The 23,102-nt window shown below is 74.2% G+C and carries 20 protein-coding genes and 1 pseudogene; 13 read left to right on the top strand and 8 right to left on the bottom strand.

What is annotated here, in order from left to right; all coding sequences use genetic code 11:
* Positions 1–25 precede the first annotated feature (25 nt).
* The 4 genes from ABWI04_RS11225 to ABWI04_RS11210 all read left to right on the top strand — a co-directional run bounded on the left by ABWI04_RS11225 (position 26) and on the right by ABWI04_RS11210 (position 3,952).
* Positions 26–2,188 (top strand): anthranilate synthase component I, encoded by a 2,163-nt coding sequence (locus tag ABWI04_RS11225; RefSeq protein ID WP_353832316.1) that lies wholly within the window; start codon positions 26–28, stop codon positions 2,186–2,188.
* A 148-nt stretch (positions 2,189–2,336) separates the two neighbouring features.
* Positions 2,337–2,483, top strand: a complete 147-nt coding sequence (locus tag ABWI04_RS11220; protein WP_165959128.1) for a GPGG-motif small membrane protein — start codon at positions 2,337–2,339, stop codon at positions 2,481–2,483.
* A 70-nt stretch (positions 2,484–2,553) separates the two neighbouring features.
* Positions 2,554–3,471, top strand: coding sequence for an SDR family oxidoreductase (locus ABWI04_RS11215; RefSeq protein WP_345182161.1), 918 nt, complete (start codon positions 2,554–2,556; stop codon positions 3,469–3,471).
* Positions 3,472–3,547: 76 nt separating this feature from the next.
* Positions 3,548–3,952, top strand: a complete 405-nt coding sequence (locus tag ABWI04_RS11210; protein WP_353832315.1) for a ChaB family protein — start codon at positions 3,548–3,550, stop codon at positions 3,950–3,952.
* Here the strand turns inward: ABWI04_RS11210 and ABWI04_RS11205 are convergent.
* Positions 3,949–4,935, bottom strand: coding sequence for a helix-turn-helix transcriptional regulator (locus ABWI04_RS11205; RefSeq protein ID WP_345182165.1), 987 nt, complete (start codon positions 4,933–4,935; stop codon positions 3,949–3,951). The two genes, ABWI04_RS11210 and ABWI04_RS11205, sit on opposite strands and share 4 nt — an antisense overlap.
* Before the next feature lie 100 nt (positions 4,936–5,035).
* Here ABWI04_RS11205 and add point away from each other — a divergent pair, with 100 nt between their 5' ends.
* A complete protein-coding gene (gene add, locus ABWI04_RS11200; RefSeq protein WP_353832314.1) occupies positions 5,036–6,061 on the top strand; it encodes an adenosine deaminase in 1,026 nt (341 codons plus the stop codon).
* 9 nt (positions 6,062–6,070) lie between these two features.
* Here the strand turns inward: add and ABWI04_RS11195 are convergent, their stop codons facing one another.
* Both ABWI04_RS11195 and ABWI04_RS11190 read right to left on the bottom strand, forming a co-directional pair.
* Positions 6,071–7,324, bottom strand: coding sequence for a DUF1266 domain-containing protein (locus tag ABWI04_RS11195; RefSeq protein ID WP_353832313.1), 1,254 nt, complete (start codon positions 7,322–7,324; stop codon positions 6,071–6,073).
* 204 nt (positions 7,325–7,528) lie between these two features.
* Positions 7,529–9,589, bottom strand: a complete 2,061-nt coding sequence (locus tag ABWI04_RS11190; RefSeq protein WP_353832312.1) for a molybdopterin-containing oxidoreductase family protein — start codon at positions 9,587–9,589, stop codon at positions 7,529–7,531.
* Positions 9,590–9,749: 160 nt separating this feature from the next.
* Here ABWI04_RS11190 and thyX point away from each other — a divergent pair, with 160 nt between their 5' ends.
* On the top strand, positions 9,750–10,547 hold the full coding sequence (thyX, locus tag ABWI04_RS11185; RefSeq protein WP_345182173.1) for an FAD-dependent thymidylate synthase: 798 nt from the start codon (positions 9,750–9,752) through the stop codon (positions 10,545–10,547).
* 51 nt (positions 10,548–10,598) lie between these two features.
* Positions 10,599–11,321, top strand: coding sequence for a dienelactone hydrolase family protein (locus ABWI04_RS11180; protein ID WP_353832311.1), 723 nt, complete (start codon positions 10,599–10,601; stop codon positions 11,319–11,321).
* Positions 11,322–11,339: 18 nt separating this feature from the next.
* On the opposite strand, the gene ABWI04_RS11175 is transcribed toward ABWI04_RS11180, so the two are convergent.
* Positions 11,340–11,744 (bottom strand): PaaI family thioesterase, encoded by a 405-nt coding sequence (locus ABWI04_RS11175; protein WP_353832310.1) that lies wholly within the window; start codon positions 11,742–11,744, stop codon positions 11,340–11,342.
* A 121-nt stretch (positions 11,745–11,865) separates the two neighbouring features.
* Here ABWI04_RS11175 and ABWI04_RS11170 point away from each other — a divergent pair, with 121 nt between their 5' ends.
* Positions 11,866–12,666 (top strand): helix-turn-helix domain-containing protein, encoded by an 801-nt coding sequence (locus tag ABWI04_RS11170; RefSeq protein WP_345182190.1) that lies wholly within the window; start codon positions 11,866–11,868, stop codon positions 12,664–12,666.
* Positions 12,667–12,672: 6 nt separating this feature from the next.
* Here ABWI04_RS11170 and ABWI04_RS11165 read toward each other — a convergent pair whose 3' ends face one another.
* Complete coding sequence (locus ABWI04_RS11165; protein ID WP_353832309.1) at positions 12,673–13,728, bottom strand: globin domain-containing protein; 1,056 nt, start codon at positions 13,726–13,728, stop codon at positions 12,673–12,675.
* A 608-nt stretch (positions 13,729–14,336) separates the two neighbouring features.
* On the opposite strand from ABWI04_RS11165, the gene ABWI04_RS11160 reads away from it, so the two are divergent.
* From ABWI04_RS11160 to ABWI04_RS11150, 3 genes are all read left to right on the top strand, one after another.
* Entirely contained in the window at positions 14,337–15,086 is a 750-nt protein-coding gene (locus tag ABWI04_RS11160; protein WP_353832308.1) for a gamma-glutamyl-gamma-aminobutyrate hydrolase family protein, read from the top strand.
* Between the two features lie 78 nt (positions 15,087–15,164).
* Positions 15,165–16,130 (top strand): alpha/beta hydrolase, encoded by a 966-nt coding sequence (locus ABWI04_RS11155; RefSeq protein ID WP_345182184.1) that lies wholly within the window; start codon positions 15,165–15,167, stop codon positions 16,128–16,130.
* The gene (locus ABWI04_RS11150; protein WP_353832307.1) at positions 16,127–16,918 is read left to right on the top strand and encodes an enoyl-CoA hydratase/isomerase family protein; all 792 of its coding nucleotides are present in this window, start codon (positions 16,127–16,129) and stop codon (positions 16,916–16,918) included. The genes ABWI04_RS11155 and ABWI04_RS11150 overlap by 4 nt, the downstream gene beginning before the upstream one ends.
* A 70-nt stretch (positions 16,919–16,988) precedes the next feature.
* Here ABWI04_RS11150 and ABWI04_RS11145 read toward each other — a convergent pair whose 3' ends face one another.
* Complete coding sequence (locus ABWI04_RS11145) at positions 16,989–18,170, bottom strand: acyl-CoA dehydrogenase family protein (RefSeq protein ID WP_345182188.1); 1,182 nt, start codon at positions 18,168–18,170, stop codon at positions 16,989–16,991.
* Between the two features lie 130 nt (positions 18,171–18,300).
* Between ABWI04_RS11145 and ABWI04_RS11140 the strand changes: the two are divergent.
* Positions 18,301–19,734, top strand: a pseudogene (locus tag ABWI04_RS11140) (aldehyde dehydrogenase family protein).
* Between the two features lie 3 nt (positions 19,735–19,737).
* Here the strand turns inward: ABWI04_RS11140 and ABWI04_RS11135 are convergent.
* The gene (locus tag ABWI04_RS11135) at positions 19,738–20,331 is read right to left on the bottom strand and encodes a TetR/AcrR family transcriptional regulator (RefSeq protein ID WP_353832306.1); all 594 of its coding nucleotides are present in this window, start codon (positions 20,329–20,331) and stop codon (positions 19,738–19,740) included.
* A gap of 25 nt (positions 20,332–20,356) precedes the next feature.
* Positions 20,357–21,592, bottom strand: coding sequence for an ROK family transcriptional regulator (locus tag ABWI04_RS11130; RefSeq protein WP_345186288.1), 1,236 nt, complete (start codon positions 21,590–21,592; stop codon positions 20,357–20,359).
* A gap of 156 nt (positions 21,593–21,748) precedes the next feature.
* Between ABWI04_RS11130 and ABWI04_RS11125 the strand changes: the two genes are divergently transcribed.
* Entirely contained in the window at positions 21,749–23,053 is a 1,305-nt protein-coding gene (locus ABWI04_RS11125; RefSeq protein ID WP_353832305.1) for an ABC transporter substrate-binding protein, read from the top strand.
* Positions 23,054–23,102 lie beyond the last annotated feature (49 nt).

Raw genomic sequence — 23,102 nt, 5'->3', positions numbered from 1 at the left:
GGGCCCGACATGAGGGGCCACCGCGGTGGAGACCGTCTCACGACAGCCGCTGACCAGCGAGTTCGTCACGGCCGGGGGCGTACGGGTGACCCGTACCGCCGTCCCGGTCGACTCCGAGCGCAAGTCCGACGCGCTGAACGTCCTCGTCGCCGCCGTGGGGGAGCGGCGCGGCGGCGTGCTCAGCTCCGGCATGGAGTACCCGGGCCGCTACAGCCGCTGGCACATGGCCTACGTCGATCCCTGCCTGGAGATCGTCGCGCGCGGCCGGACGGTCGCCGTCCGCTCCCTGAACGGGCGCGGCCGGGTCGTCCTGCCCGCGCTGGCGGGCGCGCTGCGCGAGGTCGGCGAGGTGCGGACCGACGAGCCCGGCCTGTTCGAGGTCTTCGTCCCGCCGGCCGAGGGCTTCTTCGCCGAAGAGGAGCGCAGCCGCCAGCCGACCGTCTTCACCGCGCTGCGCGCGGTCGTCGACCTGTTCCGCTGCGACGATCCGCACCTCGGTCTGTACGGGGCGTTCGGGTACGACCTGTCGCTGCAGTTCGAGCCGCTGCGGACGCGGCTGGAGCGCCCCGACGACCAGCGCGACCTCGTCCTGCACCTGGCCGACGAGATGGTCGTCGTCGACCGCAAGCGCGAGACCTCGCACCGGATCTCCTACGAGTTCGAGGTCGACGGGTCGGGCACCGCGGGGCTGCCGCGCGGCACCGGGGCGACGCCGGTCCGGCGGCGGGCCGCCGTCCCGGCGCAGCCCGTCCCCGGCGTGTACGCGCAGATGGTGCGGGACGCCAAGGACAAGTTCGTCAGGGGCGACCTTTTCGAGGTGACGCCGGGGCACGCGATGTACGGGCGCTGCGACGCGCCCGCGGCGTTCTTCGAGCGGCTGCGGGAGTCCAATCCGGCCCCGTACGAGTTCCTGTTCAACCTCGGCGAGGGCGAGTTCCTGGTCGGCGCGTCGCCCGAGATGTTCGTCCGGGTCAGCGGCGACCGCGTCGAGACCTGCCCGATCGCCGGGACGATCAGGCGCGGCGCCGACCCGCTGGAGGACGCCGAGCAGATCCGCACGATCCTGTCCTCGGCGAAGGACGAGTCCGAGCTGACCATGTGCACCGACGTGGACCGCAACGACAAGTCCCGGATCTGCGTGCCCGGCAGCGTGCGCGTCCTCGGCCGCCGGCAGATCGAGATCTACTCCCGGCTCATTCACACCGTCGACCACATCGAGGGGCGGCTGCGCCCGGGCTTCGACGCGCTCGACGCGTTCCTCACCCACATGTGGGCGGTGACGGTCACGGGCGCGCCGAAGGCGTGGGCGATGCAGTTCATCGAGGACCACGAGGACTCGCCCCGCCGCTGGTACGGCGGCGCGGTCGGCTGCGTCGGCTTCGACGGCTCGATGAACACCGGGCTGACGCTGCGGACCGCGCAGATCCGCGACGGGGTGGCGACCGTGCGGGCCGGGGCGACGCTGCTCTACGACTCCGACCCCGACGAGGAGGAGCGCGAGACGCACCTGAAGGCCAGCGCCCTGCTGGGCGCGCTCGCCGCCGCGCGGAAGGGCGCCGGGGTCGTGCCGCAGGAGGCGCCGCTCCCCGCGCAGCCGGGCGAGGGCGTCAGGGTGCTGCTCGTCGACCATGAGGACTCGTTCGTCAACACCCTCGCCGACTACTTCCGGCAGCACGGCGCCTCCGTGGTGACCCTGCGGCACGGGTTCCCGCTGCGGCTGCTGGACGAGCACGCGCCCGACCTGGTCGTGCTGTCGCCGGGCCCCGGACGCCCGGAGGACTTCGGCACCCGCGCGCTCCTGGACGAGCTGGACGCCCGGAGGCTGCCGGTCTTCGGCGTGTGCCTCGGGCTGCAGGCGATGGTGGAGCACGCCGGCGGCGAGCTGTCGCTGCTGCCCGAGCCCTCCCACGGCAAGCCCGGCCGGGTGGAGGTGAAGGGGGGCGACCTGTTCGAGGGCCTGCCCGGGGAGTTCACCGCCGCCCGCTACCACTCGCTGCACGCCACGCCCGACCGGGTGAAGGGGTTCCAGGTAACGGCGCTGACCGGGGACGTCGTCATGGCGATCGAGGACCCGGCGCGGCGGCGCTGGGCCGTGCAGTTCCACCCGGAGTCGATCCTCACCGCGGCCGGGGGCGCAGGGCACCGCATCGTCGCCAACGTCCTCCGCCTGTGCCGCGCCGCGGGCTGACGCCCCGGTCGGGGCGCGGATGATCGCCGTCGTCGCGCGGAGGGGGAGGGGGAGGCTCGGCCTTCCCCCTCTGTAACAAAACGGGTAATTCGGTCATCCGCAAAGAGATTGGGGTTTCTTGGGTCTCCCTGGGGGGACGCCGGGGTCCATGATGACAATCCTGTGGCTCATCGCGGTCATCCTGGTGATCGCCGGCATCTACGTGATCCTCGCGCGGCGCGACCTCCTCTGGGGCATCGTCCTCATCGTCGTCGGCCTCCTCGTCGGCCCGGGCGGGGTGAGCATCTTCACCTGACCGAAAACCCGGCCGACCGGGGCGAAAACCCTGACGTGACCTGTCAGGTTTCGGTGCCAGCATCGTCCCCATGAGTCGTGCACTGACTGGAAAGATCGCACTGGTCGCGGGCGCCACGCGCGGAGCGGGACGGGGAATCGCCGTCGAGCTCGGCGCCGCGGGCGCGACCGTCTACGTGACGGGACGGTCCACCCGGACCCACCGGTCGGAGATGGACCGTCCCGAGACCATCGAGGAGACCGCCGAGCTGGTCACGGCCGCGGGCGGCGAGGGCGTCGCCGTCCAGGTCGACCACCTCGACCCGGCGCGGGTCGCCGCCCTCGTGCGCCGCATCGACGAGGAGCACGGGCGGCTGGACGTCCTCGTCAACGACATCTGGGGCGGGGACCGGCTCTTCGAGTTCGGCAGACCGCTGTGGGAGCAGTCCCTGGACGACGGCCTGCGCATGCTCAGGCTGGCCATCGACACCCACGCCATCACCAGCCACTGCGCCCTGCCGCTGCTGATCCGCCGGCCGGGCGGCCTCGTCGTGGAGGTCACGGACGGGACCGCCGAGTACAACGCGGCGTACCGCAAGGAGTGCGGCTACTTCTACGACCTCGCCAAGTGCGCCGTCCTCCGGATGGCCCTCGCCCAGTCCGAGGAGATCGCGTCCTACGGCGCGACGGCCCTCTCGCTGACGCCGGGATGGCTGCGCTCGGAGGCGATGCTCGACAACTACGGCGTCACCGAGGAGACCTGGCGCGACGCCACCCGGAAGACGCCGCACTTCGCGATCTCCGAGTCGCCGGCCTTCGTGGGCCGCGCCGTGGCGGCCCTGGCCGCCGACCCCGAGCGGGCGCGCTGGAACGGGGCGTCGCTGTCCAGCGGCGGGCTCGCCCAGGTCTACGGGTTCACCGACGCCGACGGCAGCCGCCCCGACGCCTGGCGCTACGTCGTCGAGGTGATCGACGGGGGCCTTCCCGCCGACGTCGCCGGCTACCGGTAGCCGGCGGGCCCCGCCGTACCGGTTTGAGGGCGCGCTGACCGGTTATCCGGCGTGGAGACTCGTGAAAGGAGGAGCCATGCCGATGACGGACAAGAGCGGCGAGCCGCGGAAGGAGGAGCTTCCCGGCACGCTCCAGCGCTCCCCGAAGGAGGCCCAGGAGACCTTCGCCAAGGCCCACGACTCCGCCGTCGAGACCTACGGCGAGGGCGAGCGGGCGCACCGCACCGCGTACTCGGCGCTCAAGCACAGGTTCGAGAAGCGCGGGGACCGGTGGGTCCCCAAGGGGCACAAGGGGCCGTCCGACCCGCGGGCGAAGAACCCCGACGCGCGCCACGGCAAGGGCAGGAGCTTCGGCGGAGTGGACGTCGAGGGCAGCAGCAAGCGCGAGCTGTACGACCGCGCCGCCGCCCTCGACGTCCAGGGCCGCTCGAAGATGACCAAGGAGGAGCTCGCCGAGGCGATCGCGCGCAAGCAGGACTAGCCGGGCGGCCGGTCCGCCGTCCGGTACAGCTCCGCCAGGCGGGCGGCCGCGTCCGCCATCCGCTCCCGCAGCTCCGGCGGGGCGAGGACCTCGACCTCGGCTCCGAGCCGCATCAGCTCGGACGCCGCGACGGCCGCCGACTCGACGGGCAGCGTGGTCACCACCCATCCGCGCTCGTCGGGCCCGCCCGCGGCGGCCGCCGCCTGGCGGGCGGCGTACGGCTCGACGGCGTAGCGCAGGATCCGCATGCCGGCCGGGGACAGGCGCACCACGGCCTCCTCGCGCAGCACCGACCGCACGAAGGCGGCCGCCTGCACGCGCCAGTGCCCGGCGAGGTCGAAGTCCTCGTCGCGCTCGAAGAACTCCCCGGTGGGGCGCACGGCGGCGACGCGGTCCACCCGGTACGTGCGGTGCCCGCCCCCGGCCCGCGCGACCAGGTACCAGACGCCGTTCTTCAGGACGAGCCCGTACGGCTCGGCCGTCCGGGTGACCTCGGAGTCCTTGCGGCGGTAGCGCAGCTCCACGGTCTCGTCGTCCCACACCGCGCGGGCGAGGTCGCGCAGTAGCGGCGGCGGCCCGCTCTCGCCGAACCAGCCGGGCGCGTCGAGGTGGAAGCGCTGGTTCGCGCGGGCGGGCGCGTCGCGCAGGGCCTTCGGCAGCGCGGCGAGGACCTTCAGCTCGGCGGCCGCGAGCGCGTCCGCGCGCCCCATGTCGCCGGCGGGGCCGGGCAGGCCGGACAGGAACAGCGCCTCGGCCTCCTCGCGGGTGAGCCCGGTGAGCCGCGTCCGGTAGCCGCCGACCAGCCGGTACCCGCCGCCCCGCCCCTGGTCGGCGTAGACCGGCACCCCGGCCGCCGACAGCGCCTCCATGTCGCGGTAGACGGTGCGCTCGGACACCTCCAGCTCGCGCGCCAGCTCGGCGGCGGTCATCGTCTCCCGGGACTGCAGAAGGAGCACGGCGGAGATCAGTCGGGCGGCGCGCACGGTGCCCATCCTGCCGAACGGGGAGGGTTCCTGACAATTTCGTGGGAGGTTCGCCGCGTTCGCCTGTCCCGGCACGCCGGATCGCTGTTAATTTCGCGGCGTGCCTACCGACAACACGAGCATCGCGGCGTTCATCGACGCCCTCCCGAAGGTCGAGCTCCACGTCCACCTCGTGGGCTCCGCCTCCGTCCCGACCGTCCTCGAACTCGCCCGCCGCCACCCGGACGGGTCCGTCCCCGCCGACGAGCGCGAGCTGCGCGCCTTCTACGAGTTCCGCGACTTCCCGCACTTCGCCGAGGTGTACGAGTCGGTGTCGAGCCTCGTCCGCACCCCGGAGGACGTCGGCACGCTCGTCTCCGGCATCGCCCGCGACCTCGCCGCGCAGAACGTCCGGTACGTCGAGCTGACCGTCACGCCCTACACCCACCAGCGGGCCGGGATGCCGATGCCCGCGGTGACCGAGGCGCTCGACCTCGCCGCCCGCGAGGCCCGCGACCGGTTCGGCCTCGGCCTGGCCTACATCTTCGACATCCCCGGCGAGTTCGGCGCCGAGGGCGCCCGCGGCACCCTCGACCACGCGCTGCACCACCCGCCGGAGACGCTCGTCGGGTTCGGGATCGGCGGCATCGAGCAGGCCCGCGCGCCGTTCCGGGACGCGTTCCGCGACGCGTTCGCCGCCGCCCGCGCCGCCGGCCTGCGCAGCGTCCCGCACGCGGGGGAGATGAGCGGCCCGGAGACGATCTGGGAGGCCGTCGAGGGGCTCGGCGCCGAGCGCATCGGCCACGGCACCAACTGCCTGGACGACCCCCGCCTCGTCGCCCACCTGCGCGAGACCCAGCTGCCGCTGGAGGTGTGCCCGACCTCCAACGTCTGCACCGGCCAGGTCGCGGACCTCGGCGCCCACCCCCTGCCGCGGATGCTGGAGGAGGGGCTGTTCGTCACCCTGAACAGCGACGACCCGCCGATGTTCAACACGACCCTCACCGGCGAGTACCGCGTCGCGGCCGAGGCGTTCGGGCTCGGCCGCGCCGAGCTGGCCTCCCTGGCCCGCAACGCCGTGACGGCCTCGTCGCTGGACGAGGAGGGGCGCAAGGCGATCACCGCCGAGATCGACGCGCTGGTCTGAGCCGGACGGTCAGCCCCAGGCCATGCGCCGCCACGGGCTGCCGGGGTCCTCGGCGAGGATGCGGTGGCCGGTGAGGGAGCGTTCGTACCATTCGCCGAACTCGCCCTCGTCGAACCGCAGCATCCGGCCGAGGACGTACCCGGCCGAGAACTCCTGCCACGACGCGTACGTCTGGTGGGCGCGGTGCCCCGCCGTGAGGACGCACTTCTCGGCCTCCTCGGCGTCGCAGTACCCGGCGTTCAGGCCCCAGCGGGCCATGTTCACCGCGCGCCCGAGGTCGTAGCCGAAGACGCTCTCGACGCGGCCGTCGGGCGGGAGCAGGCCGTCCGCCCGGAACCGCGCCTCGTAGCGCAGGACCGCCTCGGAGAGGTCCAGGACCTCCCGGACGGTCTGCTCGGAGATGTCGCGCTCGCCGCACCAGGCGACGATCGCGTCCTGCCAGGCCCGCTTGCCGGTGCCCCGGCCGCGCCGGTCGAGCACCATCTGGATCGCCGGGTCGCTGTTGCGGGCGTCGAGCAGCGCGTCCATCTGCTCGCGCCAGCTCTCGGTGCCGGTGATGCCCCAGTCGCGCTCCAGCAGCACCCGGTCGTCGCGGGCGCTCTCGTCGTCGGCCAGGCTGTTCCAGGCGACACCGTTGCCGACGGCCAGATGGGCGCCGACGGCGAGGGCCGCGGCGAGCCGCCCCCAGGCGGCGCTGCCGGGGTCGGTGACGAGGACGTCGTGGTCGCGGTCGGGGCGCCGCTCGGCGTCCGCGAGCAGCTGGGCGACCTGCCGGTACGCCTCGCCGCCGGGCGGCATCTGCGCCAGCAGCTCGCGCAGCGGCCGCAGCGCGCCGCGCGGGCCCGCGTCCTTCAGGATCAGCCGCGCGGCGTGCGCGCCCGCGGCTCCGGCGCGCTTGGGGTCGCGCAGCGACCCGAACCCCGACATCGCGGCCCAGGCGCGGCGCGCGGCCTCGCCCGTCCGGCCCGCGGCGGCCAGGACGTGCGCCGCCTGGGCGTCCAGCCCGGCCCTGACCTCGGCCGGCATCGCGCCGGCCGCCCGGTCCAGGACGTCGAGGACGCGCTGCGCCTCGCCGGTCCTCCCCGCGGCGGCGAGCGCCCGCGCGTACCGCGCCCGCGCCGCGGCGGCGGACGCCAGGTCGCCGCGCGCCTCCATGGCGTCGGCGGCGTTCGCGTAGGCGGCCGCGGCCTCCTCGGCCCGGCCCTGCCGCTCGTACCTCCTGGCGCGGTCGAGCACAGCGCCGGTATCGGCCTGAAACGTCATCGATCCCTCCAGGCCACACCGTACCGCTCACAAAGATCACGTTTCCCGCCCTCGCGGAAAGCCGCGGCCCGGCAGGATGGGGCCCGCCGACCGCCCCCGCGTGGCCCCGGTCGACCAGATCATCTTCGACCACCTCCACACCGCCGGCCGCCTCCGCTGACGCCGCCGTCTCGCGGGGGTCATCCACGGAGTACCGCCTCCCGCTCATCCGGCCGGCGGCGGTGGCGCCGGCAGGGCGGTGACCTCCACGCGGGTGTCGTGGAAGACGGGGCCGCCGCCGAGGTCGGTGGCGCGCTCGTCGACCACGGCGTTGGCGTTGGAGCCGCCGGAGAGCTTGGCCCAGTGGCCCTTGCCCGTCGCCGCGACGCCGGGGCGGACCTCGTCGGTGATCTTCAGGACGGCCTCGAAGGATCCCCGCTCGTTGCCGACCACGACGCGCTGCCCGTCGACCAGGCCCCGCGCCCGCGCGTCGTCCTCGTGGAGGCGGACGGCGAGTCCGCCCGAGCGGCGCCTCAACTCCGGGTTGTTGGCGAACTGGGTGTTGAGGAACTCGTGGGACGCGGCCGAGACCAGGGCGAGGGGGTATCTCCCGGCCCGCTCCTCGTCGGCGACCTCCGCGGGCGGGACGTAGCCGGCGAGCCCCGCGGCGGACGAGCGGAACTCGAACCGCCCGGACGGGGTGGGGAAGCCGTCGGCGTACGGCAGGAACGGGTCCGGGACCGACATGCGCACGAACCCCTCCTTGCGGAGCCGGTCCAGCGTGACGCCCGCCATCCACGGGTGGTCCGACGCCAGCAGTTGTTCGGCGAGGCTCTCGTCGGAGTCGTAGAGGGCCGGTTCCCGCAGGCCCATCCGGTGCGCCAGGCGGCGGAAGGTCTCGGTCGTCGGCAGGCACTCGCCGGGCGGCGCCACCGCGGGCTCGTTCCAGGTGAGGTACAGGTGACCGTAGCCCTCGTGCAGGTCGGTGTGCTCGTGCTGCGCCGTCGCGGGCAGGACGATGTCGGCGTAGTCCACGGTGTCGGTCGGGAACTGCTCCAGGACCACGGTGAACAGGTCGTCGCGGGCCAGGCCCCGGCGCACCTTGTTCTGGTGCGGGGTGCTGCCCGCGGGATTGGCCGCGATGACGAACAGGGCCTTGACGGGCGGGTCCTGGACGTCCAGCAGCCCCTCGCCGAGGCGGCTCATCGACAGCGTCCGCACCGGGCGGGGGCGCAGGTCGTCGCGCCACAGCGCGGCCTTGTCCAGCTTCACGTGGCCGGACGTGGAGAACGCGAGCCCGCCGCCGCGCCTCGCCCAGTCGCCGGTCACGGCGGGGATGGCGGCGATCAGCCGCAGCGCGGCCCCGCCGCCGGAGTGCCGCTGGAGACCCTGCGTCGCGCGGATCGCGGTGGGGCGGGTGCGGGCGATCCGCTCGCCGAGCGCCACGATGCGGTCCGCCGGGACGCCGGTGATCCGCGCGGCCCGGTCCGGGGGGTACTCGGCGATCCGGTCGCGGAACTCCCGCCATCCGAGCGTCCCCCGGGCCAGGAAGTCCGCGTCCTGCGCGCCGAGCCCCACGATGACGTGGAGCAGGCCGAGCGCGAGCGCCCCGTCCGTTCCGGGCAGCGGCGCCAGGTGCTCGTCCGCCTGCCGCGCCGTCCGCGTCCGCACCGGGTCGATCGCGACCAGGTGCGCGCCCGCCTTCCGCGCGTCCTGGACGAACTTCCACACATGGTGCCCGCTGGTCAGCGGGTTGGTGCCCCACAGCAGGACGAGCCGGGCGTGCGCCAGGTCCTCGGGGTCCATGCCGCCCGGCGAGCCGACCGCCTCGGCCATCCCGGCGCTGCCCGCCGCCGAGCAGATGTCGGCGCTGTGGGCCGAGGCGCCGAGCACGTTGAAGAACCGCCGGCCGGAATACCCTTCGAGGCCCTGCAGGTAGCCGAGCGTGCCCGTCCCCCAGTAGGGCCAGATCGCCTCGCCGCCGTGCTCCCGGGCGACGTCCTGCAGCCGCGCGGCGATCTCGTCGAGCGCCTCGTCCCACCCGATGCGCTCGAACCGCCCCTCGCCCTTGGCGCCCACGCGGCGCATCGGGTGCAGGATGCGGTCCGGCTGGGCGGCGCGCTCCAGCCACCGGTTCACCTTCGCGCACAGCGCCCCGCGCGTGTACGGGTGGCCGGGGTTGCCGCGCAGCCGGACCGCCGCCCCGTCCCGCACGGTGACGACCCAGGAGCAGCCGTCGGGGCAGTCCAGCGGGCAGGCTCCCAGCACTGTCAGTTCCGATGGCATAGAACCCTCCTAGCTGGACGAACCTCTCCAGTGTGCGCCACGACCCCATGAGCGTGATCCAGGACGCTCATGACCCCCGAAGGCCGTGCCCCAGGTCGCGGCCGGGGTGGCGGGGTGGTTTCCTAAGGGGCGACGGAAACGACCCGTAGGGGGAACGAGAGTGAAGAGCGTCGAGCCCGAGGTGTTCCTCGTTGCGCGGCCCGAACTGGACTACGACGAGGTCGCCCGGTACCTGCGGGAGGTGGGCGGGGAGGGCTGGCTGGAGCGGCTCGACCGCGGGGAGCTCGACGACGAGCTCAACGACCCGCAGAACCTCGCCGAGTTCGCGGGGCGGCTCTGCTACCGCTCCTGGGAGCCGGGCCTCAACCCCAACGTCACCAAGATCCGCACCGACTCCGGCCAGTACCTGGAGAACATCCTGCGCAGCCTGCACGGCTCGGTGCTGGAGCACGTCAGCTTCAGCTTCGTCCTGCACAACGTGAGCCGGGTGCTGACCCACGAGCTCGTCCGGCACCGCCCGGGCGTGGCCATCTCGCAGGAGTCGCTGCGGTTCGTCCGGCTGCAGGACATCCCCTTCTGGTTCCCGGAGTGGGCCCGCGAGGACACCGAGCTGATGAAGCGCGCCACCGCCATGCTGGAGCAGATGGAGGAGTTCCAGGGCTGGATGGCCGCGCACTTCGGCCTGGACGACGAGGGCGTGCCGTTCAAGGAGAAGAAGCACAAGACCTCGTTCATGCGCCGGTTCGCGCCCGAGGGCGTCGGCACCGGCCTGGTCTGGACGGCCAACGTCCGCACCCTGCGCCACACCCTGGAGAACCGCACCGCGCCCGGCGCCGAGGAGGAGATCCGGCTGCTCTTCGGCAAGATCGGCGAGGTGATGCGCACCGAGGCTCCGGACCTGTTCGGCGACTACGTCGTCGAGGACGGCGCGTGGGTGCCGCAGTGGCGCAAGGTCTGATCCTCCGCGGGGTCTAGGCGCGCGGGCTCGCCTGGGGAATTATTGGACGCTATGTCTGACATCTCCATTCCGGTAGGCGACCGCGCGCTTCCGGGCTACCTCGCCGTCCCCGAGGGGGAGGGGCCCTGGCCGGGCGTCGTGATCGTGTTCGAGGCGATGGGCGCGAACGACGACATGCGCGCCCAGGCCGACCGGTTCGCCGCCCACGGGTACCTCGCCGTCCTGCCCGACCTCTACAACGGGGCGCCCTGGGTGCGCTGCGTCGCCAAGGCGATGCGCGACATGCGGGCCCAGCGCGGGCCGACCTACGACCATATCGAGGCGGCCCGCGCATGGCTCGCCGGCCGGGACGACTGCACCGGCGGCGTCGGGGTCTGCGGGTTCTGCATGGGCGGCGGGTTCGCGCTGGTCGCGGCGGCGAAGTACGACTTCCAGGCCGCCGCGGCCAACTACGGGATCCTGCCGCGCCGGCCGGAGGAGTCCCTGCGGGGCGCGTGCCCGATCGTCGGCAGCTACGGCGCCGCCGACCCGTCGCTGCGGGGGGCCGCCGGCAGGCTGGAGCGCGCCCTCACGGCCGCGGGTGTGCCGCACGACGTGAAGGAGTACCCGGGCACCGGGCACGGGTTCCTCACCGGCCTCACGCCGCCGCCCCCGTTGGGCCCGATCGCGAAGATCGTCATGGGCTTCGGGAAGGGCCGCGAGAACGCCCCGGACGGCTGGGACCGCATCCTCGGCTTCTTCGCCGAGCACCTCTCTAAAAAATCTACAACGTAAAGGTGCTCGGCCGGCAGCTCAGAAGCGGAGCACGGCCTGGGTCTGGGTCACCTGGGCGACACGGCGCCCGGACTCGTCGTACAGGTCGGTCTGGACGACGATCGAGGTCCGGCCGGTGTGCAGCGGGCGGGAGGCGCCCCGGACGCGCCCCTCCCTGACCCCTCGGAAGAAGTTGGTCTTGGACTCCAGCGTCGAGGTGGAGGTGTCCGGCGGGAGGTTGAGGAACGCGCACGCCGCGCCGAGCGTGTCGGCCAGGGCCATGAGGGCGCCGCCGTGCATGAGACCGCCGGCGGTGCACCGGTCGGGGGCCCAGTCCAGGTGGCCGGCGACCTCCTCCGGCCCGGCGGTGTCGATCTCCATGCCGAGCGCGCGGGCGAACGGCATGGCGTCGGTCAGCTGGTCGGGGGTGAGCCCGGTCGTCATGAGGCCTCCTGCGGCGGGTGTCGAAGGCCCCACCCTCGCCGTCCGGGCGTCAGAGCGTCCATTACCCCGCACGTAATCGTGAGCCTGACCCGGATGCCGCTACCGTCGTGGCGTGACGACGATGACGACGGGACTGAGCGACGTGCGGCCGATCGGGGACCAGCTCCGGGCGTGGCGGCAGCGGCGCAGGCTGAGCCAGCTGGAGCTGGCGTCGGAGGCGGACGTGTCGACGCGGCACCTCAGCTTCGTGGAGACGGGGCGCTCGGCGCCGAGCCGCGAGATGGTGCTGCGGCTCGCCGAGCACCTGGACGTGCCGCTGCGCGACCGCAACCTGCTGCTGGTGTCGGCCGGGTACGCGCCGGTGTTCGACGAGACGCCGATCGAAGAGCCGAAGATGGACACGGTCCGGGCGGCGCTCCGGCAGGTGCTGGAGGGCCACGAGCCCTATCCGGCGGTGGTCGTGGACCGGTTCTGGAACCTGATCGACGCCAACGGCGCGGCCGCGTTCTTCATGGAGGGCGCGCCGCCGGAACTGCTGGAGCCGCCGCTGAACGTGCTGCGGCTCAGCATGCATCCGGACGGGATGGCCAGGAACATCCTGAACCTGGCGGAGTGGCGCGCCCACATGATCGACCGCGTCCGGCGGCATGTGGCGCTGACCGCGGACGCGGCGCTCGCCCAGCTGCACAAGGAGCTGCGGAGCTTCCCCGGCGACGTGGGGGAGGCGATCGCCCCGCCCGCGAGCCACGAGGTCTTCGTTCCGCTGCGGATGCGGGTGGAGGGCCGGGAACTGTCGTTCTTCAGCACGATCGCGACCTTCGGGACGCCGGTCGACATCACGGTGGCGGAACTGGCGATCGAGTCGTTCTACCCGGCGGACGCGAAGACGACCGAGTTCCTGCGGGAGCGCGCCGGCTGGTGACGCGCCTCAGTCCCCGGCCGTGAGCAGGTCGTGGTGGACGCGCGTCAGCGGAGCGCCGAGCCGCTGCAGGGCGGCGACCGTCGCGCGGACGAGCGGGGCGGGTCCGGCCACGTAGGCGTCGTGGCCGGCGGCGCCGTCCACGAGCTGGGGAAGGACGTCCGGCACGCGGCCGGCGAGGACACCGGCGGCGGGTTCGCGTGACACGACGGGGACGACCTGGAGCCGGGCGTGGGCCGACTCCAGGTGCCGCAGCTCGGGGAGGTCGTACAGGGCGCTCTCCGTGCGGGCCGCGGCGACGAGCAGGACGTCGCGGCCCGGGTCGGAGGCGAGGGCCTGCTCGGCCAGCGCCTTCACGGGGGCCAGGCCGGTGCCGCCGCCGATCAGCAGGAGCGGGCGGCCCGAGTCCGGGTCGAGGGTCATCGCGCCGTCCGGCGGGCCCAGCAGCACGCTGTCGCCCGGACCGGTGTGCCGGACCAGCGCGCCGCTCACCCACCCGGCGGGACGGGCCCGGACGTGCAGGCAGATCGTCCCGTCCCGGCGGGGCGCGTTCGCGATCGAGTACGGCCGCCAGATCCGCGGCCAGCGGGCGGTCTGGACGCTCACGTGCTGCCCGGGCGCGAACGGCAGGGGGCGCTCGGGGCGCAGCGTGAGGACGGCGAGGTCGAAGGCGCGGCGCTCGTGCCGCACGACCTCGGCGACCCACCACGGCGGGGCGCTCGCGGCGTCCCGCTCCGCCGCGGCGGCCATGGCGTCGGCCGCGGCGCGGTAGGCGGCGCGCCAGGCCGCCTCGGTCTCGGCCGTCCAGACGTCGGCGGCGAAGGCGCGCAGCGTCGCGGTCAGGGCCTCCTCGACGGCCGGATAGTGCTCGCGCAGGACCCCGTACTTGCGGTGGCCGCGGCCGAGGCTCTCAAGGTGGCGGGCGAGCTCCTCGGGGTTGTCCTGGCTCCACACGATCCGGCTGAGCGCCTGGAAGAACCGGTCGTGCTGGGCGCCCATCGCGGGCGGGAACAGGGTCCGCAGCCGCGGCCGCGCCGCGAAAAGGCGGCCGTAGAAATAGCTCATGGCGCCCGCCGGGTCGGCCTCAAGCCGTGCGAAGCATTCTTTGATAACGCGAGTTTCCGGTGCCATTCGGTCGGCTCGCCTCCCAAGCGGGCTGTTTTCGGCGGTCGGGCGGCAGGGCCGACGGAGGATCCGGCCGTCCTTGCTGCCCGAGTTGCTGAGATTCTCTCACCCATCCCCGCAGGTGTTCAATCGATTGCCGCCACAGAGGGCCGCCTTCGCTACTCATTGTAATTGTTCGTCAATTCCCCGTGACCGACGGTAAGTGAATCGGTCAACGCATACTGATCGGTATCCGATCGGGGTGCGAACGTTTCGGAAGAACCGTCCGGAAGGGGAGGAAGAACCTGCATCAGGGAAGAAGATTTCCGAATTCTTCGGTGTTTCCGCCGCGAGGCGCCCCGCGGCAGGCCACCGCCCCGGCATCGCGATGCGCCGATCTCGCCACTTCCGACGGCGGAGCCGCGTGCCGTGCGGCAAGCTGACCCGAGGAGGGCCGGGGGGCGGACGGCGCGAGGGTGGGCGGGCGGCGCACGGTGACGTGCGGCCGGCCGATCGCCCGTGTCGGCGGCCGCCCCGGGGCCGGGGTCCAGCACAGGGGGGAGACACGCATGTCAGGAGCCGTGCGCGGAGCGCCGCACCCGGAGGCCGGTGAGAGCGGGCCGCCGCTCATCGGCATCACCACCTACCAGGAGCCGGCCCGCTGGGGGTTCTGGGTGCGCGAGGCCGCGCTGCTTCCCGTGCCGTACGCGCGCTCGGTCGAGCGGGCCGGCGGCGTCCCGGTCCTGCTGCCCCCGGCCGCGACCCTGCGCGGACTGGACACCCTGGTCTCGCGGCTGGACGGCGTCGTCCTGGCGGGGGGCGGCGACGTCGACCCGGAGCTGTACGGCGCCGCCCGGCATCCCGAGACCGGGCCGCCGCAGCCCCAGCGCGACCGGTTCGAGCTGGCCCTCGTCCGTGCCGTCGTCGACGCCGACCTGCCGTTCCTGGCGATCTGCCGGGGGATGCAGGTGCTGAACGTCGCGCGCGGCGGCGCCCTCGTCCAGCACCTGCCGGAGGCGGTGGGCCACCGGGGGCACGCCCCCGCCGCCGGGGTCCTCGGCTCGCACCGGGTGCGGACCGGGGAGGGGAGCCGGATCGGCAGGATCCTCGGGGCCTCCTCCGACGTCCCCACCTACCACCATCAGGCGGTGAGCCGGCTCGGCAAGGGCCTGACCGCCGTCGCGTGGGCCGAGGACCAGGTGGTGGAGGCCGTGGAACTCCAGGGCCACCGTTTCGGCGTCGCGGTCCAGTGGCACCCCGAGGAGAGCGACGACAGGCGGCTCTTCGAGGCCCTCGTCGCCGAAGCCGCCGGACGCTGACGCGGGGATTGGGGGCCCGGCCACCGGGCAGGCCGAGGGGTGGATTTCCGCCGATGTCCCCCCACCGGAGGCCGCCGCATGCCCCTGCACCCGCAGACCGTGAGCTTCCTGGAGCAGCTCGCCTCGTGGACCGCCGTGCCCCCGGGGCGGGACGGGCCCGCCGAGCCCACGATCGAGCAGATGCGGGAGCGGATCGGCGCGGCCTTCCCGGTCGTGCGGCGCGAGCTTCCGCGGGTCCGCGACGTCGAGGTGCCCGGCCCCGGTGGCTCCGTGCCGGTGCGCCTGTACCGCCCCGCGCCGCCCGAGCGAGGGCCGCTGCCGGCCGTCGTGTACCTGCACGGCGGGGGATGGGTGCTCGGCGGCGTCGACAACGTGGACGCCTTCTGCCGCGACCTGGCGGCCGCGGCGGGGTGCGTCGTGCTGAACGTCGGCTACCGGCTGGCCCCCGAGCACCCGTTCCCCGCGGCGGTGGACGACGCCTGGGCCGTGGTGTCCTCGGTGGCGCGCGAGCCCGGCCGGTACGGCGTGCTGGAGGGGGCCGTGGCGGTCGCCGGCGACAGCGCGGGCGGCAACCTCGCCGCGGCCGCCGCGCTGCTGGCCAGGGACGCCGGGGTCGCCCTCGCCCACCAGCTGCTCGTCTACCCGGTGACCGACACGGCGAGGGACACCCCGAGCTGGCGGGAGTACGGGACGGGCTACGGGCTGGACGCCGGGTCGCTCGCCCGGTTCATGGAGCTCTACCGGGACGGCGCCGACCCGGCCGATCCCCGGCTGGCCCCGCTGCGCGCCGCGGACCTGGCCGGCGCCGCGCCCGCCACCGTGATCACCGCCGAGTGCGACATCCTGCGCGACGAGGCGGAGGCCTACGCGCGGCGGCTCGCCGAGGCCGGCGTGCCGGTGGAGCTGCGCCGCTACGACGGCGTCGTGCACTCCTTCTTCCTGCTGCCCGAGATCTTCGACGCCGGCGCCGAGGCGGTGGAGTTCGCTGTGCGACGATTGCGCGCGGCATTCGACGACCACTCGCGGCAGGGGAGTGCGGCATGACGCGGTACGACGCGTACGAGCGGCTGAAGATCGACTGGGCGGCGGACGGGGTGCTGCGGGTCACGATCAGCACACCGGGCAAGCTGAACGCGGTCGACACCACCGGGCACCGCGAGCTGGCGGAGATCTGGCGGGACGCCGACGCCGACGACGACGTCCGCGCGGTGCTCGTGCGGGGGGAGGGCACGGCGTTCTCCGCCGGCGGCGACCTCGCCATGATCGAGGAGATGATGACCGACCACGCCTCCCGCCGCCGGATCATGCGCGAGGCCCGGGACATCGTGATGAACGTCCTGAACTGCTCCAAGCCGGTGGTCAGCGCCGTGCAGGGCCCGACGGTGGGCGCCGGTCTCGCGGTCGCGCTGCTGGCCGACGTGTCCGTCGCGGGCCGCACCGCGAAGATCATCGACGGGCACACGCGGCTGGGCGTCGCGGCCGGCGACCACGCGGCGATCGTGTGGCCGCTGCTGTGCGGGCTCGCGAAGGCCAAGTACTACCTGCTGCTCAACGACGTCCTCACCGGCGAGGAGGCCGAGCGGATCGGCCTGGTCTCGCTGTGCGTGGACGACGCGCACGTGCACGAGCGCGCGCTGGAGATCGCCGGACGCCTCGCCGCCGGGCCCGCCGAGGCGCTGTCGTTCACCAAGCACGCGCTGAACAACTGGCTGCGCCTCGCGGGGCCGACGTTCGACGCCTCCCTGGCGATGGAGTTCTTCGGGTTCACCGGCCCGGACGTGCGCGAGGGCGTCGCGGCGATCCGGGAGAAGCGCCCGCCCCGCTTCGGCTGAGGCGCGTCCCCCGCCTCCGTGCGTCCCGTGGCCCGGGCCGCGCCCGCGTGGCCCGGGGCATGAGGACGGGTCAGTACGACTTGGGGAGTCCCAGCTCGTGCTGGGCGATGTGGGCGAGGACGAGTTCCTCGGCGACCGGGATGTTCTTCGCGATGCGAGCGTCCCGGAACATCCGGGCGACCGGGTACTCCAGGGAGTACGCCATGCCGCCGTAGGTCTGGAACGCCCGGTCGGCCGCCTGCCAGGCCGCGTCCGCCGCGGTGAGCTTGGCGATGTTGGCCTCCGAGCCGCAGGGCCGGCCGCGGTCCCACAGCCAGGCGGCCTTGTAGGTCATCAGCCGGGCCAGCTCCAGCTGCGCCTTGATCCGCGCGAGCGGGAACGCGACGGCCTGGTTCGCCCCGATCGGCGTGCCGAAGGGGGCGCGCTCGCCGGCGTACTCGCAGGCGATCCGCAGCACCAGGCCGCCGGACCCGACGCCGCCCGCGGCGGCCAGGATCCGCTCGGGGTTGAGGATGTCCCACAGCACGGCGAAGCCCTCGTCGGGCTCGCCGAGGACCCGGTCGGCGGGCACGCGCACTCCGTCCAGGAAGACCATGCTGGAGGCGACGGTGTTGGTGCCGAGCTTTGGGATCGGCCGGTAGGTCAGCGTGCCCTCGGCCACGGCCTCCTTGACGTCCACCAGCAGGACGGTGAAACCCGCGGTGCGGGGGCGTGCCTGCGCGGCCGGGATCGTCCGGGTGACCAGCACGAGGAGGTCGGCGCGCTCGACGCCGGAGATCCAGATCTTCTGGCCGCTGACGACGAAGGAGTCGCCGTCGCGGCGCGCCTGGGTGGAGATGGCGATGGCGTTGCTGCCCGCGTCCGGCTCGGTGATCGCGAAGCACGTCTCGATCTCGCCGGAGGCGATCCTCGGCAGGAGTTCGCGCTTCTGCTCGGCGGTGCCGTGCCGGGCGATGGTCAGGCCGCCGAACGCGGGCGTCAGCAGGTACATGAAGGACGCGGCGCCGCCCGCGCCGCCCTCGGCGAGGGCCTCCAGGGCCACCGCCAGCTCCAGCAGGCCCTGGCCCCCGCCGCCGTACTCCTCGGGGATCGCCAGGCTGTGCCAGCCGCCGTCGACCAGCTCCCGCCAGACCTCCTCCGGCCAGCGCTTGTCCGCGTCGCACCGGCCCCAGTAGTCCTGGTCGTACTTCCCGGCGACCGCCAGCACGCCCTCGCGCACCGCGGCCGCGCCCTCCGGCAGGTCGAAGTCCATCGCGCCTCCTCGCACGTTCTCGCCTGGGCTCACGGTAGCCGACGCGAGTAAGTGTTCACTGACGCGGGGTGGGTCTGAAGCGCCCCGTGCCGGGTAGGCGACACCGGGAGCCGACACGGAAGGGGAGGCCATGCGGCCGCGCGACAGGTGGATGCTGGCCGGCGGACGGTGGAGCCAGGGGACCGGGGACGAGACGTTCACGGTGACCGATCCGGCGACCGGTGAGCCGCTCGGGGTGGTGGCCGCCTCCTCGGCGGCGGACGTGGACGCGGCCGTGGCGGCGGCCCGCGCCGCCGCGCCCGGCTGGGCGGCGACGCCGGCGGCCGATCGGGGCGCGGCGCTGCACGCGGCGGCGCGCGCGGTCGAGGAGCGCATGGACGAGCTGGCCGCCCTGGTGACCGCGGAGATGGGCAAGCCGACCGGTGACGCGCTCGGCGGCGTGGAGGCCGGGATCGGCACCCTGCGCCAGTACGCCGAGCTGGGTCCGCTGCACGGCGGGCGCAGCCTCCAGGGCGGACGGGACGCCGCCGACTTCATGGTCCGCGAGCCGTGGGGCGTCGTCGCCGCCATCACGCCGTAGAACGATCCGGTCGCGATCGCGTGCGGCCTGGTCGGCGCGGCCGTGGCGACGGGCAACACGGTGGTCCACAAGCCCTCCGAGCGCACGCCCCACACCGGCGCGATGCTCGCCGAGCTGATCGCCGGGTCCCTGCCGGACGGGGTCCTGAACGTGGTCGCGGGCGGCGGCGCGGTCGGCGAGGCCCTCGCCGGGCACGCGGGCGCGGACGTCGTCGCGCACGTCGGCTCCACCCGCGCCGGCCGCCGCATCGCCGAGCTGGCCGCGCGGACCGGGGCGAGGACCGTCCTGGAGAACGGCGGCGCCGACCCGCTGATCGTGGACGCGGGCGTCGACCCGTCCTGGGCCGCCGGGCAGGCCGCGCTCGGGTGCTTCGCCAACGCCGGGCAGATCTGCACCTCGGTCGAGCGCGTCTACGTGCACGAGGCCGTCGCCGAGCCGTTCCTGGACGCGCTCGCCGCCCGCGCCCGGGCCCTGCGCACGGGGCCGGGCGCCGACCCGTCCACCGAGCTCGGGCCCCTCGTCGACGAGCGCCACCGCACCCAGGTCCACCAGCAGGTGGAGAAGGCCCTCGCGGACGGGGCCCGGGCGCTGGCCGGCGCCCGCCTGCCCGAGGGCCCCGGCTGCTTCTACCCGGCGACCGTCCTGGCCGGCTGCGCCGACCACATGGCGGTCATGGCGGAGGAGACCTTCGGCCCCGTCGCTCCCGTCCGCACCGTGGCCGGGTTCGAGCAGGCGCTGGAGGCCGCGAACCGCTCCCGCTACGGCCTCGCCGCCACCGTCCTCACCCGCGACATGGCGCACGCCCAGGCCGCCTGGCGCACGCTGGAGGCCGGCACCGTGAAGATCAACGCGGTGTTCGGCGGCGCCCCGGGCGGCGCGGCCGCCCCGCGCCGCGCCAGCGGCCGCGGGTTCGGCTACGGCCCCGAGCTCCTGGACGAGATGACGGCCGTCAAGGTCGTCCACGTCCAGGCCGCCGCCCCCTGACCCTCACCCGGCGTCCGCTCCGCGCGGCCCCGCGGCGGCGGCCAGGTAGCGGGTCACCATGCGGGCGACGAAGTGGGCGAAGGCCTCCGGGGGCCCGGACGGGAGCATGATGTGGCTCATCGTCAGGCGCACGGCCGCGTCGGCGATCTCGGTGAGCGCGGCGCGGTCCAGATCCGGCCACTGGCGCAGGGCGTGCTCGGCGATGCGGGCGCTGGCCGCGAACAGCACCGGCTCGGCCTGCGTGGTGAGCAGCGGCAGCATCTCGTCGCCGCCCGCGCCCGTCAGCACCGCCTTCTTCAGCTGGTCGTCGGCGGAGGTCTCCATCGTGAACGTCACCGCGGCGACCACCGCCGAGTAGACGTCGGCGTGCTCCGACAGCACGGCGTCGATGCCGTCGAGGTAGCGATCGTTGTCGCGGATCACCACCGCCTGCGCGAGCCCCCACTTGTCGCCGAACTCGTTGTAGACGGTCTGCCGGCTCACCCCGGCGGCGGAGGCGACGTCCCGCATCCGGACGGCCCGGTAGCCGCGCTCCACCAGGAGGTCCGCGGCGGCGTCCAGCAGGGATTCGCGCACGGAACGGCCGGCGGTGCCCATGTGTCGTCGCCCTCCAGGGTGCTGGTCAGTACGCCATTATCCCCCGCGGGCCGCCGCCGGGCCATCGCGCGCCCGCCGGGTCGCCGCCGCCGTCGAGCAGGTGCGCCAGCGGGAGGGTGGCCGCGCCCACGGCGACCGCCTCCGGCCCGAGGTGGCACAGCTCGATCGAGGTCTGCGCGAACGGCTGCCGCAGCGCGTAGGCGGCGGTGGCCGCGACGATCCGGTCCAGCATCCGGCCGCCGATCAGCAGCCCCGCCCAGCCGCCGATGATGATCTTCTCCGGGCTGAACAGGTTGACCAGGTCGGCGATGCCCGCGCCGAGGTGCTCGGCGACGTCGTCGCGCAGGGCGGCCGCCGCCCCGGACGGGTCGGCCAGCAGCCCGGCGAGGGCCGCCTCCTCGTCCGTCCCGGCCGGGCCGCCCGCGGCCCTGTAGCGTTCCAGCAGGGCGGTCGCGCCGACGTAGGCCTCCAGGCACCCGCGGGACCCGCACCGGCACGGCGCGCCGCCGACCCGGGACGTCGTGTGGCCCCACTCGCCCGCGCTGCCGGCCGCGCCCCGGTACGGCGAGCCGTCGATCATCACGGCCGCGCCGACGCCGGATCCGACCAGGGCGACGACGGCGTCGCGATGCCCGCGCCCGGCGCCGAACCACATCTCCGCCTGGCCGAGCGACGTCGCGCCGTTGTCCACGAACAGCGGGAGACGGGTGCCCTCGCGCAGCATCCGCTCCAGCGGCACGCCGTCCCAGCCGATGGTCTGGCAGTGCACGACCGCCTCCGGGCCGCGCTCGATCACCCCGGGGACGCCGACGCCGACGCCGATGATGGACGCCGGGTCGACCGACGCGCCCTCGATGACCGCCGGGAGGCCCTCCAGGATGTGCCGGACGACGGCGCGCTCGTCGTGGCCGCCGTCGCCGAGGGGCAGGTCGGCCTTGGCGAGCTGGGTCAGCTCCAGGTCGAACAGCTCGACCATCACCCGCGTCTCGCCGACGTCCACGCCGACGAGGTGGCCGTAACCGGCCGCGGTCTTCAGCAGCACGCGCGGCCGCCCGCCGTCGGACTCGACGCTGCCCGCCTCCACGACGAGCCCGGCCTCGATCAGCTCGCTCACCACGTTGCTGACCGAGGCGGGGCTGAGGCCGGTCTCGCGGGCCAGGTCCTGGCGGCTCAGCGGGCCGTCGAAGTACAGCCGCCTCAGCAGTACCGACCGGTTGGCGCGGCGCAGGTCGCGCACGGTCCTCCGGCGCCGTTCCGGCATCGGCCCCCCTCATCCCGCGGCCCGGGCCGGGCCGCGTCCCCCGCAGCTTCTCAGGTCTTGACCCGCCCATTATGTCACTGCTTAGATCACGGCGTGAAATAAGGTGTGATCTAACTCTCGGAGTGACCCCCGTCACCTGATCGGAAGGCCGAGCCGATGCGTCCACACCCCTCGCGGGCCCTCGCCGTCCTCGCGGCCGGGCTCCTGCTCACCGCCGCGGCGGGCTGCGGCGGCGGCACCACGTCCGGCGACGGCGACCCGAGGACGCTGACCTACTGGGCCAGCAACCAGGGCACCGACCTCGCGGCCGACCGGAAGGTGCTGGAACCGGAGCTGGCCAAGTTCGAGAAGCAGACCGGCATCCGGGTGAAGCTGGAGGTCGTCCCCTGGACCGACCTGCTCAACCGCATCCTCGCCGCCACGACCTCCGGCCAGGGGCCGGACGTGCTCAACATCGGCAACACCTGGTCGGCGTCGCTGCAGGCGACCGGCGGCCTGCTGCCCTTCGACTCCGCCGCGATGGCCGAGGTCGGCGGCGCGGGGCGGTTCGTCCCCGCCGCGCTCGCCGCCGCGGGCGCCAAGGGCAAGGCCCCGGCCGCCGTCCCGCTCTACTCCCTCGCCTACGGCCTCTACTACAACAGGAAGATGTTCGCGGACGCGGACCTGGAACCGCCCAGGACGTGGCGGGAACTGGTCGACGCCGGCCGCGCCCTCACCAAGGACGGCAGGTACGGAATCGCGATCGAGGGCGCCAGCATCCCCGAGAACGTCCACCAGGCGTTCACGCTCGGCCAGATGTACGGCGCCGACTTCTTCACCCCGGACGGCAGGCCGCAGTTCGCCACCCCGCAGGCCGTCGCGGCCGTCAAGTCCTACATCGACCTGCTCGGCAAGGAGAAGATCGCCGCGCCGGGCAACGCCGAGTACTCGGCCAACCAGTCGCTGAACGACTTCGCCACGGGCAAGGCCGCGATGCTGCTCTGGCAGGCCACCACCAGCGGGCTCACCAACCTCGGCATGAAGCCCGGCGAATGGGGCGTCGTGCCGACCCCCCGGCCGTCCCCGGCGCCGCCGGGCGGCCGGAACATCACCTCCATGGTCGCCGGCATCAACATCGCGGTCTTCAGGAACACCGGCAACCGCGGCGGCGCGCTGAAGTTCGTGAAGTTCATGACCGGGGACGAGGAACAGAAGATCCTCAACAGGGCGTACGGATCGCTGCCCCCGGTCGTCTCGGCCCAGAGCGACCCGGCCTTCGACACCGCGGACCTCAGGGTCTTCAAGAGCGTCCTCGCCACGAGCGCGGCGCCGCTGCCGCAGGTGCCGCAGGAGAGCCAGTTCGAGACCGCCGTCGGCACCGCGATGAAGGAGCTGTTCGCCGACGCCGCCGCGGGCCGCCCGACCACCGAGGCCGAGGTGCGGGAGCGGCTCGCCGCCGCCCAGCAGCAGATGGGCGGGTAGCGCGTGACCGCCGCCGACGTGCCGGCCGCCGCCCTCCCCGACGGGGAGG

This window comes from Actinomadura sp. NPDC000929 (genome assembly GCF_040492065.1).
Taxonomy (GTDB): Bacteria; Actinomycetota; Actinomycetes; order Streptosporangiales; family Streptosporangiaceae; genus Spirillospora; species Spirillospora verrucosospora.
This window is presented reverse-complemented; position numbering and strand designations above follow the sequence as displayed.